This is a genomic window from Priestia sp. USM5, assembly GCF_058323215.1.
The window spans coordinates 69,762-87,785 of the sequence record NZ_JBSGKN010000003.1 but is presented as its reverse complement, the minus strand read 5'-3'; the positions used below and the strand labels follow the sequence as shown (position 1 = coordinate 87,785).

The window sequence follows — 18,024 nt, the reverse complement described above, 5'->3', positions numbered from 1 at the left end:
CTCAAATAAGATATAATAGACCTGATATACAGATTCTTTCTGTATGTAAAAGGCAGAGCTACATTAGTCTATTTGATATATGCTAATTACATAATGTGGATTTTTAGTATATTCGAATGTTCAATTTATTGGAAAGAGGCAAACTTGAGAATTAAAGTTATTGAATTTATACGGATAATATTCAACTAATACGTAATACATAAATAAAGGAACTGTAAAAAACGATTAATCATTAAAAAAAAAGGAATTCAATTTTATTATAAAGGCAACTCGTTTTTATAGAGCTTTATTCAAAATGAGTTCTTTATTTTTACGTTTAAATCAACTTTTTTAGTGCATTTTCATTTGAATTTTATTTTAAACTAGTATAACCAGCTCAATCTTAAGCTACGGTATTGAATCTTATATAAGGATAGGGGAGTGCTGAATGTGTCGAGGAGATTAAGCCCACAACAAAAAATAGCTGTAGAAACGATTAAGGGCCCATTATTGATCATAGCTGGACCAGGTTCAGGTAAGACATTTACCTTAGTAGAACGTATTTTGTATCTCATTGAACATGAAAAAGTTGAACCAGAAAATATTTTAGTAGCTACTTTCACTGAAAAAGCAGCTAATGAATTAGTTACTAGGATTTCAAATAGACTCCATGAAGCTGATATCAAATTTAATCTTAACGAAATGTATGTTGGTACAATCCATTCTTTATGTCTTCGTATATTAGAAGAAAATAGAGAGTACACGCGACTAAAGAAAAACTACATATTAATGGATCAATTTGATCAACAGTATATGCTTTATCAAAAATTAAACCAGTTTCTAGAACTTGATGAAATCGAGTCTTTGTTAAACTTTAATACATCTCGTTGGAAACAATCTCAAGAATTATTAAAATGGATTAATAAATTAAGTGAAGAAATAGTTGATATTGATAAACTAATCGCTAGCGAAGACACGAGGTTAAGCGTTTTAGGAAAATGTTACAAAGTTTATGAACAATTATTAATTGAAGAAAATGCACTAGACTTCTCAACAATCCAACTTGAAACATATATGCTCCTTCAGAATTATGAAGAGGTAAGGAATAATCTAAACCAAAAATTACACTATTTAATGATTGATGAGTTTCAGGATACGAATACGATTCAAGAGAAGCTAATGTTTTTACTAGCAGGTAAACAGCAAAATATTTGTGTTGTTGGTGATGATGATCAAGGTTTGTATCGATTTAGAGGAGCTGCAATTCGTAATATTTTGGAGTTTCCACAAAACTTTCCAAAGGGTATTTGTCAGCAAGTAGAACTTTCTGTGAACTATCGCTCAAATCCAGCAATTGTCCAGTTTTATAATCAATGGATGGAACAGAACAATTGGTCACAAAACGGTATCACCTATCGCTTTGATAAAAAAATTACTGCACACGAATCGAACAATGTAAATCAAAAAACTGTTGTTAAAGTTTCAGGTGAAAATGGTATAGGTGATTGGGAGAGTGAAATATATTTATTCCTTCAAGCAATGAAAACAAAAGGAAAAATTTCTAATTGGAATCAAGTTGCATTTCTTTTCCGTTCAGTAAAAAATTCAAAAGTATTGAACCTTTCTCGTTATTTAGAAGAAAGAGGTATTCCAGTTTATTCACCTCGTTCGAATTTGTTCTTTGAGAGAAAAGAAATTCGATTAGTATTGGGCGCAATCTTATTCTTATTTCCAATGTATGCAAAAATTAGAAAATGGGATGATAGTGCTTTTCTTCCTGAGTGGGACTTTTATGATGCTTGTTTATTAGAATTTGCAGAGGAATTAAGAAAGCCAGAAAACTATGACTTATTAAACTGGTGCAGAGACAAAGCTAGAATTCATTTGGCACTAAGTAAAAACTTAGACTATGCATTTTCAGGATTATTTTATCAACTTATTCAATTTGAATTGTTTAGTGACTTTTTGAGTGATAATATATTTACCGTTAAAGATAGTAGAGAAGTTCGTAATTTATCACAGTTTTCTAAATTACTAACTAAATTTGAGTATCTTCATCATATCTCTGTATTCACACCAAAAAACATTGGAGATTCAGTAGTACGATTCTTTAACCAGTATGTGCGCTTTCTACTACAAGGGGGCATTGATGAATATGAAGATGACTCTGAGTATGCACCAAGTGGATGTGTTTCCTTTCTAACAATCCATCAATCTAAGGGTTTGGAATTTCCAATTGTTATTGTAGGATCTCTAGAATCTACGCCGCGAAAGCAGTACACAGAAATTGATGAAATTCTACAAAATAACTTTTATCAGAAACCGCCGTTTGAACCGATAGATCGTACGAAAATATATGACTTTTATCGTTTGTACTATACAGGCTATTCAAGAGCACAAAATCTACTCATTCTAAGTTGCCAGGAGAACATAGCAAGTGGGCCAGGTACTAGAAATGTACCATCTAAATACTTTACTGAATCTTATCGTTATTTAAAAAAATGGCGAGATGAGCCAACTATTTATGATGTCGAATTAGCACAAGTAAAGGATGTTAATATGAAGCGAGAGTACTCTTTTACATCTCATATTAACTTATTTGAAACATGTTCTTTACAATATAAATTTTATAAGGAACTAGGTTTTGCACCAGTCCGTCAAGGTGCAACTATCTTTGGAACATTAGTTCATCAGACAATAGAAGATATACATAAAACTGTGTTGAGAGATGAATCGCACCTAATTAATTCAACAAGTATCGAAAATTGGTTTAATACTAATTATCAGCATCTTTCTAAACGCGAACGTGTATATTTAGCACCACAAACACAAGAAGCAGCATTAAAGCAAGTGAAAAGTTATGTAGAAAAACAAAATAATGATTGGTCTCATATTCAAGAGGCGGAAGTTGATGTATCCTTAGTAAAGGATAAATATATTCTCAAGGGAACAATCGATCTAATTAAAGGTGATGAAAATACGGTAGAGATTATCGATTTCAAATCTGAAAAGAAACCAGATTTGATAAAAGATCAAGAAGTACTTTATCGTTATAAAAGGCAACTTGAAGTGTATGCACATCTGGTGGAAGAACGGACCAACCATAAAGTAAGTAAAATGCACCTTTATTATACAGGAGAAAAGGATAGTAATCCTTATATTACATTTGAAAAAGACAAATCTATAATCGATCAAACGATTAAATCTTTTGATCAAATTGTTGACCGTATAGAGGATCATGATTATGCAATCAAACAAAGACCAAAAAAACACTGTGGAAACTGTGATATGCGTTTCTATTGTGATAGAAATTTATGAGGTGAAATAAATGAGCAATGAACAAGAACTACAACGTGTAGAAGAATATAAGTTTGAACCTATTAAAGGATATCCAATGTTGCATTGGAGAGGAAAACGACCTTATACGTCAACACAATATTATCCTGCCCAATTAAAAGAAGTATACGGAAAACCCCAGAATGATTGGTTAAATAAAATATTTTGGGGTGACAATCTACAAGTGATGAGTCATCTATTAAAAGAATATCGAGGGAAAGTGGATTTAATTTATATAGATCCCCCTTTTGACTCAAAAGCTTCTTATAAAAAGAAGATAAAACTTAAAGCGAAATCAGTAACTAATAACCAAAACAGTTTTGAGGAAAAACAATATGAAGACATTTGGAATAATGATGAATTTCTTCAATTCATGTATGAAAGACTAATACTTTGCCGAGAATTGCTATCTGAAGAGGGATCAATCTATGTTCATTGTGATTGGCACAAATCACATTATCTTAGATGTATAATTGAAGAAATATTTGGTGTAGGTGGGAAAGACGGAGAAAAACCAGGGTTTAGAAATGAAATAATATGGTGTTATTCTGACGCTGCGAACAGTAAAAAGTATTGGAATACAAAGCATGATACAATTTACTTTGCAACGAAAGGAACTTCTTGGACTTTTAATTATCAAGAAGTATTTAGACCTGTTAAGGAATCGACAGTAAAGAAATATAAATATGAAGATGAAAACGGAAGGTATAGATTGTTTGGTAAAAATATCGAGGGAAGTCCTATTAGATGGCATAGGGATGTTGCACCAGAATGGGAATCAAATCATCCTGAATTAGTTTTTAGGCATTATCTAAAAGAAGGTAGCCTACCTTTAGATTGGTGGGAAATTAATCCAGTCAATCAAGCTGCAAAAGAAAAGACGGATTATCCTACCCAAAAACCAGAAGAATTAATAGAAAAAATTATTAAAGCCTCATCCCACAATGGGGATTTAATTTTTGATTGTTTTATGGGATCAGGAACCACACAAGCAGTGGCATTAAAATTGGGTAGAAGATTTATAGGGGCGGATATCAATCTTGGATCTATACAAACTACAACTAAACGGTTATTAGAACTATTAGGTAGGGATAGCAATTTACCTGGGTTTGAAGTATATAACGTTAATAATTATGATTTATTTAGAAACCCATCCCAGGCTAGAGAAATCTTATTAGATATATTAGAAGTTCAAGGTATTGAAAATAGCTGTTATGATGGTGAAAAAGATGGTCAAATGGTAAAAATTATGCCAATCAATAGAATAGCTACTAAAGCAGATTTGAATGAATTAATTACAAATATAGATTATAAGACTTTCGAAGAAAGACAGAGAGAAAATCCTAACCAAGCTGTTGAAAGTATCTTGTTAGTTTGCATGGGACATGAGCCAGATTTAGCTGCATCTTTAGTTAAAGAAATACCATATAAAATAAATGTAGAAGTTGTAGATATTCTAAGAAATCGTTCTGACTTGGAATTTACACGTGACTCAGAAGCTATAATAAAAATTAAAGAAAATAAATTAGTTATTGAAAACTTTTATCCTATGAATTTACTTCAAAAATTAAGCATAATGAAAGAAAATGTCGAAAATTGGAAAGAACTTGTTGAATCTGTTATTATCGATTGGAATTATGATGGGGCAATTTTAGAGCCTGCTGTTGTGAATATTTCTAATAAAAATGAATTTGTGGAAGGGGTCTATGATATCCCTGAAAGTGCAGGTACTATTAGAGTGAAAATTACAGACCTATTATCTGAATCTTTAGAGGTGAGTGTTGAGAATGAGTAAAAAGAAAAACTTTGCCTTAGATTTTGCATTCTACACGTACCTTTGGGATTTTTATAGCCAAAATAAGAAGAAAATTCGTTCTCAGTATAAACTTTTATCTAAGAAATTTTTAGACTTTAATGATTATCGCAACCCAACATCTTACTTACGCCAACCTCAATTTGAAGCTTTAGAAATATATATATTCTTAAAAGAATATCAAGGGAATAAAAAAATTCATGATATCTTTACAGATTGGTATGAAAAGAAAAATGGATTTGAAAATCGTGGAGATTTAGGTTTAACTCAAGGAGAACAGTATTCTTTATTTACATTGGAGATAGATGAATATAAAAGTGTTTTTGCTAGGATGCAAAAATATGAACTAAGTTACCCTAATTATATTTTTGCATTAACAATGGGAACAGGTAAAACAATTTTAATGGCTACTTGTATTTTTTATGAGTTTTTATTAGCTAATAAGTTTCCAAAGGATAAACGTTTTTGTCATAATGCTATTGTTTTTGCGCCAGATAAAACTGTTTTAGAATCTTTACGTGAAATTCAAACCTTTGAAAAGTCAAAAGTTATTCCACCAGAGTACTTAGCTTGGTTAGACAGCAATTTAAAGATTCATTTTTTAGAAGATACAGGTACAACGTTAAATACAGTTGATCGTTCAAAATATAATATCATTATTTCAAATGCGCAGAAGATTATTTTAAAGCGTCAGCATAAGGAAAAGCCAAAGGTTGATACATTATTTGGTCATACCTTATCAACTGGGTCAGCTTATGATCAATTAGATGATTTATATGGTTTTGATGAACCTTTAGAGGAAGGGGAGCTACTAAGTAATCAAAGATTTTCTAAATTAACTCGCTTAGGAAATTTAGGGGTCTTTATTGATGAAGCACACCATGCTTTCGGTGATGCTTTAGCGAAAGATCTTGGATTAAAAGCATCCAAAACAAGTTTAAGATTAACAATTAATGAGTTAGCAGCGTCATTGGAAAAATCAGGTACATCAGTTATAGCTTGTTATAACTTTACTGGTACACCGTATTCAGGAAAAGAAGTGTTTCCTGAAGTAGTTTATTCTTATGGATTACAAGAGGCTATTAATAAAGCTTATCTAAAAAAAGTCCATATTGAAGGTTATACAAATCCAAAATCAAAAGAATTTCTAAGAATCGTAGTGAAAGATTTCTGGGAGAAATATAATACTCAGCGGTATGAGGGAATGTTGCCTAAACTCGCTATTTTTTCCAGTAACATAGAAGAATTACAAAACGAATTGCGTCCTGAATTAGAAGAAATTTTAAACGATTTAGGCATTCCATTGGATAAGATTTTAGTGAATATTGGGGATGAGAAAATCACTTCTAATGATGACATAAGAGAATTTAACAAGCTAGATTCTCCTGATTCAAACAAGCAATTTATTCTGTTAGTAAATAAAGGCCGCGAAGGATGGAACTGCCGTTCTTTATTCGGTGTAGCCTTGTATCGAAAACCTAAATCAAAAATATTTGTACTACAAGCAACAATGAGGTGTTTACGAGCAATCGGCCCCGTACAAGAAACGGGACAAGTTTATTTATCTGAAGAAAACTTGGAAATTTTAGATGATGAGTTAAATAAAAATTTCCGTTTGGACGTTGAAGGTCTAAATAAAACAGATACTAATAAAGAGAAATATCAAATTCGATTGATTCCTCCTCCAGTCAAAGTAAAGCTCAATAGAACACAAAAGTTGCATTCATTGAGAGAAAGAACTGTCACAGAGTTAATCGACTTTAAACTCGATAAAATTGATGTAACAAAATATCAATTAAAACGAATTAGTCAAGATGGATTAAACGGTATCCGTAAAGTTAGTGACGATTTAAAAAATGAGAGGGAAAAAAGATCGTTTAGCCAATATACATTAGTTGCAGAAATTGCTAAGTACCTTAATAAATCGTGTGTTGAAACAGAAAAAATTTTGTTGAATTCATCACCAGGAATTAATCAACTTATAGAAATAGTAAGTGAGTATAATGATGTATTATATGATTATGTAATTCCTATACTATTTGAGTGTCTTTATGAGCTAAAGCCTTATGAAAGTAAGGAAGAATATCAAATAGATTTGGTTAAGGAGCCAAAAGACGGTTACTATCAAGTTACGGCAAATCCTGAGTTAGTTGCCGAGTTATCTAAAAGCGAGTATATATCCTTTAAAGAAAAAAGTTTTCATTTGGATACCTATTGTTTTGATTCAAAACCTGAGAAGCGTTTTTTTGAGGACGTTGTAAATCTACAGGATATTAAAAAAATCTATTTCACAGGTATGTTAACTCACGGTCAGACAGATTTTTATATCCAGTATATTGATCCAGAATCAAACATTGTAAGAAACTATTATCCTGATTTTTTAGTTGAAAAGATCAATGGAGATTATTTAATAGTTGAAGTTAAAGGGGATAATAAAATTGAGGATCCAATAGTCCTAGCAAAAGAACGTGCGGCTAGAGAAACTGCAACTGCAAGTAGAATGGAATATAAAATTATAAAGGGTAGCGAAGTAATGAATGGAGAATCTAATAATATTTTTTAAATTTCATGTAACCTAAGAAACTCCAGCCGTCAAATACACTTTATATCTACCTTGTAAAAATATATGGGATACTAATTTTTGAAATAAAAAAAGAGAGAGACCTCATCTACATACGAAGATAGGTCTCTTTCTTTTTACTTAAGAAAAAAAGAAATACGCTGAAAACTTACCTATTATTTCACTAAAAACATTCATATTTCACTTTTGAACTTAAACAGACGATAAAAATGATAGATTTTCTATCTAAAAGAAAGGTCCGCAAACGTATACTTTATTCAATACTGTTCACTCATACAATTAATTGTACGAAATTAGTTTTCATATATAAGTTTTGTATTTTCCTCTTCTTGGAAAAAACCTAACCTTGACTCTATTTTATAAAGGTTAGAGCATATGCATGATATAAGTACATCCATTAACCTTTGAATTTTACATAGGTCTTGTGGATAATTTAAGGGGATAATTTACAAATATACTGAAGCTTTTGTATCAAATCCGTACTCATCGTTTATCTATGAGTTACCTTGGGAACAGGAATATTAACAGTATACTTTATATTAATTGAAATCATAAGGGGGAATTAATTATTTATGAATGGAGTAACGACTTTTGATAGTACGGTTGAAAGCCTAACCGATCTATTAAGTAGTATTAAAGAATTGAGAACACAATTACCAGACTTTCAAAGAGGATGGGTATGGGATGATGAAAGAATTAAAAACCTCTTAATAAGTATTTCATTGTCATACCCTATTGGTTCAGTAATGACGCTCCAAACAGGTAATCCAAATGTACGCTTTGCACCTAGACCCGTTGAGGGGATTGAAAACTCAGGTCAAACTGAACCTGAAAGATTAATTCTAGACGGGCAGCAAAGATTAACTTCCCTTTTTCAGTCATTAATATTAAGAAATCCTGTCAAAACAAAAGATAGTAAGGGGAAAGAAATTCTTCGGCATTATTACATAAATATAGATAAGATTATAGATCCTGATCTAGATAGGGAAGAAGCAATAATAAGCGTCCCAGAGGATAAAATCGTTAAAGGGCTAGGTAATCGTATATTAGCTGATTACTCCGATATTACAAAAGAGTGTAATTCGGGAATGCTTCCTGTGAATTTAATTCTTCATCCAGCAGAGCTATTAGCTTGGCAGTCACGTTACTTTAGTGATACAAGTAAGATAAATGAAAGATCGCTTAAGTGGGGAAAGCTCCTTGGTGAAATCTTTCCCAGATTTCAAAATTATCAGATCCCCGTGATTATGCTTAGGAAACAAACACCAAAGGAAGCAGTGTGTCAAGTATTTGAAAACGTCAATACAGGTGGAGTATCTTTAACCGTATTTGAGCTTTTAACTGCTTCTTTTGCGGCTGATAATTTCGAATTAAGAAAAGATTGGGAAATTAAAAAAGATGAACTAATAAACACAAAGAATACTTTTAATAAGATATTAGCAGATATCAGTAGTACGGACTTACTTCAAACTATTTCCTTATTAACTACCTATAATCGTCGGAAACTTAAATCTACAGCAGCAGTTAGTTGTAAACGTAAGGATATTCTAAGACTAACCTTAGATGATTATCTTTCTTGGGGGGATAAAGCAGTAGCTGGATTTATTGAAGCAGCAAAGTTTCTCCAAGAGCAAAATATATTCTCGGCAAGAGACTTGCCTTATGGTTCTCAATTAATCCCATTGTCCTCAATTTTTGTAGAACTAGGTTCGCAAGCACATAACTTGAATGTCCGTAATAAAATTGCTCGTTGGTATTGGTGTGGGGTTTTAGGCGAGTTATACGGCGGGGGATCAGAAACAAGGTTTGCAAGAGATTTACCGGAGGTTATTAGCTGGATAAATGGTGATCAAGAACCGAGTACCATTAGGGATGCTAACTTCGCATCCGATAGGTTATATTCACTTCGAACACGTAATAGTGCTGCGTATAAAGGCCTACATGTATTATTAATGAAAGCTGGAGGGAAGGACTTTATATCAGGGGTACCAATAGATATCCAGACTTACTATGGAGAGCAAATCGATATACATCATATTTTTCCTAGAGCATACTGTGAAAGATATGGTATTAACAAAAAGATGTATGATTCAATTATCAACAAAACTCCGTTATCTTATAAGACCAATAGAATTATAGGTGGGAGTGCTCCAAGTCTATATTTAGAAAAAATCGAGACAGAAAGAAAAATAACCGAAAATGAGCTAGATGCATTATTAAGTACACATCTAATTAATATTAATGCTATTAGAAGTGATAATTTTGACATGTTTTTTAATGATAGAGGAAATCGTTTAATTCGAATAATTGAAAGCACAATGGGTAAAAAGGTAATCTAGACTTTTCATCCAGTATTTAAACATATTAGTGACTTTCAATAAAATTCTGTAAAAATATAGTTATGTAAATTTAACTTTTTTATACAACTTTAGTCTTGTAATGCTAATTTTTTTCAAAAAAAAGAATCCTTTACTTATCTGTCTACCTAACGGGGAGCGTATCAGATAAGTAAAGAATTCTTTTACTAAATACAGAGTGAAGATTTTACCATATTGCTTTTTTTACATGCTAATGTAAATCTGCTCTTTAAGACCTGCAGTGATAACATACTTAAAAAACATTTTCATTACTCTTATTTTAAGCATTCTATGATCCTTTACCATTAAAAACAATAGCAAGTATAGCAGCTCCTACAGTACCACCTACTACCATACCATGCTTAATTAAACGTTCTATCCTGCTACTTGCTTCTTTAGTATAATCAGATATATATTTATCCATTTCCTTTAATGAATCGATTAAATAAATCATTACTTCTTTATCGATAGAGGAATTAGCTTTTAAGATGTGTGAAATAATGCCTTTTGTCATATTAAAGCTATCTAATGCTTTCTCGTCCAAGTTTTTTTGTCTATCAGCTATTTCCGAAATAAAGTTTTGCTGTTTCCTTACTAACTCTGAAAAGTTATCAATTCTGGATAAAACCGTACTAAGAATTTCAGGATTTACTTTAGCATTAGATTTAATTAGGCGTCTAAAAACATTCTCTCTAGATAACTCTTGCTCTGATTTAATTTTAAGTTCATCAAGTAACTTTTCTTTTGTATCTATAATTGTAAATTTTGATTTATTAATCATTGATAGTTTCCTCCTTATTTTATCACTTCTATATTTTTCACTTAGAATCCCACCCAATACTTACTAATTAGTAAAATTGAATACATAAATCAATATTTAATACGGATACTAGTTAAATTTTAAATAACGAGAGAAACTTAACTCCCTGCTTTTAAGGAAAGCTTAACTTATTTCCGCTATATAATAGCCGTTTACTAACAATTTATTCTAATATCTTCTTCGTTATTGTTGAGAATATGCTAATTATTACTTATTATAAAATTATGTTTTGGTGGTATTTTACAATGTTATACTTAAACTATCTATGGCATTAACTGAATAATGTTATTTCTTACTGCATCTGCTAATCTTCTATTTTTAGTTAGAGCCATAGTTAAACCAAAAGGTATAATGCTAAAATGCCCTATTGTTCCATAGTCAACAATTTTCCTAACTTTATTTGCGTACTCACCACCTAAAAACACTTTTTAATATATGCAATAAGGGTACTGATTTAGATACAACAATCTCCACAAATATAGATTACTTGGATAAACACAACTAGCATGGTAAGCACTCTGTTTTTTGAAGAAGTTATTACTTTTTCTTAATAAAAGAATACGTTAAATGACCACAAGTTTCACTAACTATTCTGTGCGTAAAAACGCACAAATTCCTATAATTTCTAAGGAGGGGGAAATTGTATATACCTGTAAAGCGTACAAGGGGAACAAAGGTTATTCCTCTTATACGGTTATTAGAGAGTTTAGTAGAGAATACTAGCGAATATCTTGATGAAATGTATTCAAAAGATGATTTAGAATTATATAATTTTTCAAAGTGGGATATAGCTTTTGGGTGTGAGACTGGGAATATGTTATTAAACTATATATCTGCAGATTATCCCCTTATTAATGATTATTTCATAAGGAAAAAGAACATTATATCCAAGTATAAAAAACATCAACTTAAGATAAAAACGGATAAACATTTATTAATGTATTATGTAGAAAGGGCTCTTAAGGATAATGATCAACCTCGTAAAAAAATCGATCCATCTTCTGTTTGGACTGAATTAATAGCTGTAATAGAAATCGCTTTTGAACGTAGTGAAGCTCTAGATAAACTCCTTGAAGACAGTAATAGAGAACTCAAAAATGCCTATTTTCAGACTACTGTATTTAACAATATCCTTGTCCTAATTGTTAGTTCATTAAACGCTATTCAAACTAATTTAGACGCCTACAAGGATGAAAAATTTATGAGGAAAGTAAATAATAGTAGAAAGTTTAAATTATTAATTATTTTAAAAATGATATCGAATCAATTCGATATACCTTTAGAAACTTTTACTTCTAATGGATTGAGCATTCCTATTCAGGAACTTGAAATTTTGATGGACGAGGGTTTATATCCAAGTGTATCAACTACTATAAAAACCATTGAACAAAGAAGGAGACAAAAAGAAAAACAGTCTCCCCCTAGCTCCCTAGGCGAATTTTATATAGCTAAGCCTGTAGACGTTGACGATCTAAGGATTGAGGCGATAAAACAAGCATTACCAAAAGATATAAATTTAAACACTATAGACGAACCCGATGATTTAGATAATTTAGAGGGTATAGAGGATTCAGAAATATTACATTTATTGAAGGAACAGGCTAGAAAATATTATGAATCAATGTAAATCACATTATAATTTCAGTTTTAATTCCCTATTCCCTTTTAATATTGATTGCCCTTTAGAATTATTGTTTCTTTTTATCTATCATTATTCATGCTACCACTGCTTCTCGTTACGTTCTACTTTAGTCTTTGAGACATCTTTTAATCTCTCATACGTTTCATAAAAATTATAAGCCAATAATCCAACCGCAAGCATATAAAAAAGGGGCACATGCAGCAAACAACATGTTTTTAGCATTATTTCTCACCTAGGTCTTCAGCTTGAATTCAGGACGAATAGAGCGCCTAATTACCAGATTAGGTGCTTTTTCGTTTCTGAACTGTGATTATGGTAACTAACCTTGTATGCCCTATAAGTCACTCTCAGAGGATTCTAATTAGAGTTATAGAATTTATTATAGACAAAGACTAAAGAGTTAAAGGGGAAAATTATGAAAGTAAGGGAATTTTAAAAAAAGACGTGCCTCAATTAGTGCATTTAATGAAACAGCTTGGCTATCCGACTTCTTTAGAAAAGTTAAAGAGTAGATTTAGCAATATCCAGTCTCAACTTAATTATTATACTTTAGTAGCTGAACTGAATAACAAGGCAGTTGGAATGTTTGGATTGTGTCATAACTTGTTTTATGAATATGGTAGTTCCTACGTTAGAATTGGCTCTTTCATTGTAGGCGCTGACCACAGGCGTAAAGGAGTTGGCGGGAAATTAATCCACGGAGCAGAAAAATGGGCGATGGAACAAGAAGTAACCCAAATAATGTTAAATAGTGGAAAAAGAGAAGATTTTTCTATACAACAGATTATTTGATTTTTAGTAATAAAGATTTTTTGGGGACAATTGTTGTACTGGGAGGGATTTAGAAATAAATTACAGTTCTAGATCTCTTTAACCTTTATTTTTACAGTTAAAAGTGTAGTTTAATTTCATTTCTTCATTCAGTCTTTTTATAAATAAGAAGCAGGTGACCTATTTCAGCCTACCTACTCCTTCAGTGTTACTTTCTTTATCAACTTCTCCCTCAACGCCCCAAGACTGTCTTCAATATTCGTGACATCAACAAAAAATAGGCTCACCTTGGTTTCGACTCCATGGTTCTGTTGATAAGATTCAAAGCTGATTTCGGCGTCCTGCATTTCCTCATTTACTGGGTATAGCAGCCAAATCTCCGGTGTGTTGTATTTCTTTGAGTATGCATACATTTGGTACATGTCTGCTTGTGAAATTCCGTAATTTTGGCGTGATTGACTGGTGAGTGACTTCCATTTTGTATCTAAAACAATGGTACTTTGATCCTTACGTGTGATCACAAGATCGGGTCGCAGAGCAAATTGTGTTGGAGAATTAAATAAATAATGCCCTTTATCCTGGGTAGATACTTCCCATAGAAGGTCAGCTAATACTCGCTTCAGGTTCTTAGCAACATAAGCTTCAAAGACTTTCTCCATTGGAAACAGCAGCGCTCTTGCTGTCGTATGACCAGAAAACGTCGTAAAGCTTTGATCCAATAGGAAAACCTTTGACCAGCGCATCAGCATTTCGTAATCCTTTGTGTTGCGATCGATAATAACGTGCGAGAAATCCTTCATATAATGAGTAGAAGGTGTAACCATTTCAAAATGAGGAAGTAACTGCGTAATCTCTTTTATATTGGCTGCACTGTTTGATACCTTCTGCAATTTTAACAACGTAGCCTTTATTAATCGATTTTCAGGCCGATTGACACTAAATTCATCATATCCCACATAAAATCGCTCTTTATGAAAGAGATTTTTCTTTATCTGCTCTCGAACAATTAATTTTCCTTTATAGTAATTCAAGTTATCTTCGACTGATAGATAGGCTGAACGTAACCCCTTTTTCATGAGATGACGCACTTCCTGAATGTACATATTGATGAAGATTTCATAGAGATTCATTCGGTCCATTTTTAAATTCGCGTCATTGAACACTTTGCTTGGAAAGTCTTTCATACTCAGCAGCATTCGTAAGAACGTTTTCTTCGTTTCTTCCATTTCACTAGAGGATACCTTCGGAAGGATTTGAACCTGAAACCCATTTTTCATTTGAATGAGGCCTACATAATTCTTCGCTTGGATCACCTTGCCTACATGGCGTCGCACACTAATTTTCAAAAAATCCATCGCATTAGCATCGGCTTGGTTTTTCTCACTGAAAGCCAAGATAAAGTTTTCAAGTTCCGTAAAGGTTTCTTGGTTTAAATACTTGTAGTCAGGATCATTTCGATAATCCTCATTACAGGTTATGGACTCAAACTCACGAACTTCTAACAGCTTGTCCATTTTTTCACCACTTTAATAGATTAGTTTGTAGCTTTCTGATTGATAAAAAGCATCCGTTTGAATCAAGAAATTTTTTTCAGGCAATTCAATATCCGGATTTCCTTTGAATACTTCTTTTACTTTGAGTTCTGTATCCAAAATAAATTTATAGGCTGGATTCTCTTTAGCATTATCTCCTAACACAAGTTGAATTTTGCTATAATCCTCGTAAAAATACTCTTGGAGCAATGGAATGATTGCGTTCAAGAAGATACTGGCCAGGTTTTCTAACGATGGATCCTTTGCTAGAGAGGTAAAATAGGCATGACCAATTGTATGTTCGCGATCATATAAAAACTTAATACGTTCATTTATTGTTTTTAACATTTGCGGCACATCGATTCCTTCGACATCCTCAATGTTTAAAGTCTTTAGGATATTTTCATCTGGCATCATTTCAATAAACTTGAACCTTCTTCTTAAAGCCGTATCCATCAGAGCAATCGATCGATCGGCTGTATTCATGGTACCAAGAATGTAAACATTATTTGGTACTCCAAATTCATCTCCTGTGTAAGGCAGGATTGCAGTTGCAGCCTCATCTTCGCCTAATCTTTTCGTAAGTTCTATTAAGGTTATCAGTTCCCCAAATATTTTAGAAATGTTTCCTCTATTGATTTCATCGATGATAAATATGTAAGGCTCTTGATTTTCCTCCACGTTAATTTCATGACTCTGCGCATATTTCTCAATGAGGGAGGTTACTTTTTTCAAGTCCATCTTTCGTAACGGATAGACGGTTTTTCGATCTAACTTAGTCTGCTTGTTGAGATCATGTACATTCTCATCAATATCGGTCTTAATCCATTGTACTTTTCTCGTCCTTGGATATTTTTTATAGGAAGAATCGTATTCATAAGGTCCCGTGATTATTCCAATGGCATCAATCGATGTGTTGCTTTTTGGGATAAAAACAAGGTCTCCTTCCTGCATTTCCTCCTGGAAATTCAATAAAATTCGTCTTTCTTTATCATTCAAATTTTCCGTTTCGTCTATTACTTTTTCATCGATATTTGCCCAACCAATTTTAATATAATCTTTTTCAAAACAATCTTTTTTGAGATCCGTTTCACCTGTGCCTCCGAGGAGAACACTCCATACAACTGGATTTTCACGAATTTGGAGCGAGGAGGTCTGTACCTTTACCTCCTTCGCTTTCTCACAAAATTTCTTAAAGATCCCAGAGGCATACTCATATTGGATATCTGTTGAAGCCTCTTCCCCCTGCTGACTAATCACTGGCTTAATTCCTTCGATAAATTCTTCATAACCGTAGGATTGATGGAAGGTGGTAAACGCGATTCGATCTTGGGATTTATAAAATGCATATCTTTCAAAAACGGAAGCATAATCCTCACTTTGAATTGTCTCTATCGATTGATTTTCAATAATAGAAACCGCGTATGTAACTGTATTGTAGGTCTTTCCAGTCCCTGGAGGACCATATAAAATCATATTCTTATTACTTTTCTCCATAGAACCTTTCCCTCCATTGCCCCCGTCAATAGTTCTTGACTTCGTAAAGCCCTCATTGTTTATATCAATTCCAACTGCTAATTGATAATAAGGCATGAGGGATTCCACTGCTTGTAACATCCCACAAACAATTCCAGGATCATCATAAAACTCTTCTTTAATATCACTTCTAGTAATCACACGAGCCATTTGTATTTTTTTATATGTACCGTTCTCTACCCTCTGCTTAATTTCTTCTGTAGAGAGACTTAGTTCTTGCATTTCTGTTTCTGATTGGTTTCCGTTTAAAATATAGAATAATTTATCCGTAGCATCCGAGATATCTTTATTTAAAAGACGATGATGCTTCAAATAATCTTCTTTTGTACTCTGAGCCTCGTTCAATTCAACGGAAAATTTGAATCGTGCCTGCTCGTCCACAATTTCAGCAAATAAAGACAAACTGGTGGGGGATTCCTCATACCCGGGCAGCTTAAGCTGCCTCCATAGATACTTCCTGGCTCTGTTGTTCCCTCCGTTTAACCATTTAGAAACTCCATATTTCTTCAGCCCAAATCGGATTTCACATAATTCAGCCATTTTATCTAATTCCTTGACGGCCGCACTACCTGCAGCTTTGATATCCAAAAAATGTTGTTTTTTAGGTCCTTCTGCTTTTTCAGGGCTCTCATAGGGTTGCCCGCCATAGGTATCTAAATAATCTAAAATTGAAATACATTTGATATTATTCATAAGAACGTTTGAGCTCTCGTTAATAAATATAGGAGTGTAACTCGTGACAATAAACTGTTTTATTTCTTTTATTGTCTTAAAACCTAAAGACGTTTGAACGAGATTATCTCCATTTAGTTCAGGTTGTTCTTTCAAACCATTGAACTCACCATGATAGGAAAGCCGCCTAGTTGCTCTCTCTCCTTGTCGAAGATAATTATATGTATGGTTATCGTGATCTGCGTTACACCATTGGGAAATTCTAGCGTGGTCAACACTTTGTTTACAAAGCTCTTGAGCCTTTTTCTGAATATTACTTTGTTTAAAATACATAATTTCTTTTATTGGTTTGTCGGATCGATTAAATATTTCATAGGCCAGTATTGCGGTTGCAAGCCATATCGCTGCGGGAGCATCCTCTAGTTTTTTCATGATCATAGGTTTAGGGTATTCCAGATCGGGATACAATTCCTTTAATGCCTCTGCCAGTGCTGGCCGAAGCTTCCATTCGAAATTTCCCCTTTTCCGATCGGTTACCTCTTGTCCATAAAAGAGAATATACCAATACACATCGGCATCGGTCTCATCTCTCGCAGGTAATCTTTCAATTTCTAGCTTCTTTGCAATTCTTTTCGCTAATCCGGTAGCTAAACCAATATAGTATTGAGCCGTCCCTCCTAGCTTTTCACTGACTTCCTTACAGGTAGCCGCATGATTGTCAAAGGAATAAAGGCATTTCATATGCTCAAGGTTGTTCTCATTAAAAATGCTAGAATCCTGAAGAAGCTCCTTCCACTGTTCTTTTGAAATATCCACTTCATAATGATAATATCGCGGATACCTCTTATCGATTTTATCTTGCAAGTTCATCAGGGTCACCTCTTGTTGGATTAATTCTATTTATAATTTTGTACTTTCATGTAAGGCCATCACTATTCCATATTTAGGAGATCTTGCACTATTAGAATCATACCATATTCGTTCT

General features: G+C 32.9%; 10 protein-coding genes. 6 read left to right on the top strand and 4 right to left on the bottom strand.

Annotated elements, in window-relative coordinates; all coding sequences use genetic code 11:
• Positions 1-423 precede the first annotated feature (423 nt).
• From ACWATA_RS25845 to ACWATA_RS25830, 4 genes are all read left to right on the top strand, one after another.
• Positions 424-3,297, top strand: a complete 2,874-nt coding sequence (locus ACWATA_RS25845; protein ID WP_473050362.1) for an ATP-dependent helicase — start codon at positions 424-426, stop codon at positions 3,295-3,297.
• 10 nt (positions 3,298-3,307) lie between these two features.
• A complete protein-coding gene (locus ACWATA_RS25840) occupies positions 3,308-5,110 on the top strand; it encodes a site-specific DNA-methyltransferase (protein WP_473050277.1) in 1,803 nt (600 codons plus the stop codon).
• Positions 5,103-7,691, top strand: coding sequence for a TnsA endonuclease N-terminal domain-containing protein (locus tag ACWATA_RS25835; protein ID WP_473050276.1), 2,589 nt, complete (start codon positions 5,103-5,105; stop codon positions 7,689-7,691). The genes ACWATA_RS25840 and ACWATA_RS25835 overlap by 8 nt, the downstream gene beginning before the upstream one ends.
• Positions 7,692-8,281: 590 nt before the next feature.
• Positions 8,282-10,048, top strand: a complete 1,767-nt coding sequence (locus tag ACWATA_RS25830) for a GmrSD restriction endonuclease domain-containing protein (RefSeq protein WP_473050275.1) — start codon at positions 8,282-8,284, stop codon at positions 10,046-10,048.
• Positions 10,049-10,355: 307 nt separating this feature from the next.
• On the opposite strand, the gene ACWATA_RS25825 is transcribed toward ACWATA_RS25830, so the two are convergent.
• Positions 10,356-10,847 (bottom strand): hypothetical protein, encoded by a 492-nt coding sequence (locus ACWATA_RS25825; RefSeq protein ID WP_473050358.1) that lies wholly within the window; start codon positions 10,845-10,847, stop codon positions 10,356-10,358.
• A 679-nt stretch (positions 10,848-11,526) separates the two neighbouring features.
• Between ACWATA_RS25825 and ACWATA_RS25820 the strand changes: the two genes are divergently transcribed.
• Positions 11,527-12,513, top strand: coding sequence for a hypothetical protein (locus tag ACWATA_RS25820; protein ID WP_473050357.1), 987 nt, complete (start codon positions 11,527-11,529; stop codon positions 12,511-12,513).
• A gap of 93 nt (positions 12,514-12,606) precedes the next feature.
• Here ACWATA_RS25820 and ACWATA_RS25815 read toward each other — a convergent pair whose 3' ends face one another.
• Positions 12,607-12,750, bottom strand: a complete 144-nt coding sequence (locus ACWATA_RS25815) for a hypothetical protein (protein ID WP_473050356.1) — start codon at positions 12,748-12,750, stop codon at positions 12,607-12,609.
• 222 nt (positions 12,751-12,972) lie between these two features.
• On the opposite strand from ACWATA_RS25815, the gene ACWATA_RS25810 reads away from it, so the two are divergent.
• Positions 12,973-13,320, top strand: coding sequence for a GNAT family N-acetyltransferase (locus ACWATA_RS25810; protein ID WP_473050355.1), 348 nt, complete (start codon positions 12,973-12,975; stop codon positions 13,318-13,320).
• 173 nt (positions 13,321-13,493) lie between these two features.
• On the opposite strand, the gene ACWATA_RS25805 is transcribed toward ACWATA_RS25810, so the two are convergent.
• Positions 13,494-14,813 (bottom strand): McrC family protein, encoded by a 1,320-nt coding sequence (locus ACWATA_RS25805; RefSeq protein ID WP_473050354.1) that lies wholly within the window; start codon positions 14,811-14,813, stop codon positions 13,494-13,496.
• Between the two features lie 12 nt (positions 14,814-14,825).
• The gene (locus ACWATA_RS25800; RefSeq protein ID WP_473050353.1) at positions 14,826-17,909 is read right to left on the bottom strand and encodes a DUF8426 domain-containing protein; all 3,084 of its coding nucleotides are present in this window, start codon (positions 17,907-17,909) and stop codon (positions 14,826-14,828) included.
• Positions 17,910-18,024 lie beyond the last annotated feature (115 nt).

Coding starts and splice junctions, on each gene's coding strand:
- ACWATA_RS25840 (WP_473050277.1), top strand. CDS start 3,308: ATGAGCAATGAACAAGAACTACAACGTGTAGAAGAATATAAGTTTGAA.
- ACWATA_RS25835 (WP_473050276.1), top strand. CDS start 5,103: ATGAGTAAAAAGAAAAACTTTGCCTTAGATTTTGCATTCTACACGTAC.
- ACWATA_RS25830 (WP_473050275.1), top strand. CDS start 8,282: ATGAATGGAGTAACGACTTTTGATAGTACGGTTGAAAGCCTAACCGAT.
- ACWATA_RS25825 (WP_473050358.1), bottom strand. CDS start 10,847: ATGATTAATAAATCAAAATTTACAATTATAGATACAAAAGAAAAGTTA.
- ACWATA_RS25815 (WP_473050356.1), bottom strand. CDS start 12,750: ATGCTAAAAACATGTTGTTTGCTGCATGTGCCCCTTTTTTATATGCTT.
- ACWATA_RS25805 (WP_473050354.1), bottom strand. CDS start 14,813: ATGGACAAGCTGTTAGAAGTTCGTGAGTTTGAGTCCATAACCTGTAAT.
- ACWATA_RS25800 (WP_473050353.1), bottom strand. CDS start 17,909: ATGAACTTGCAAGATAAAATCGATAAGAGGTATCCGCGATATTATCAT.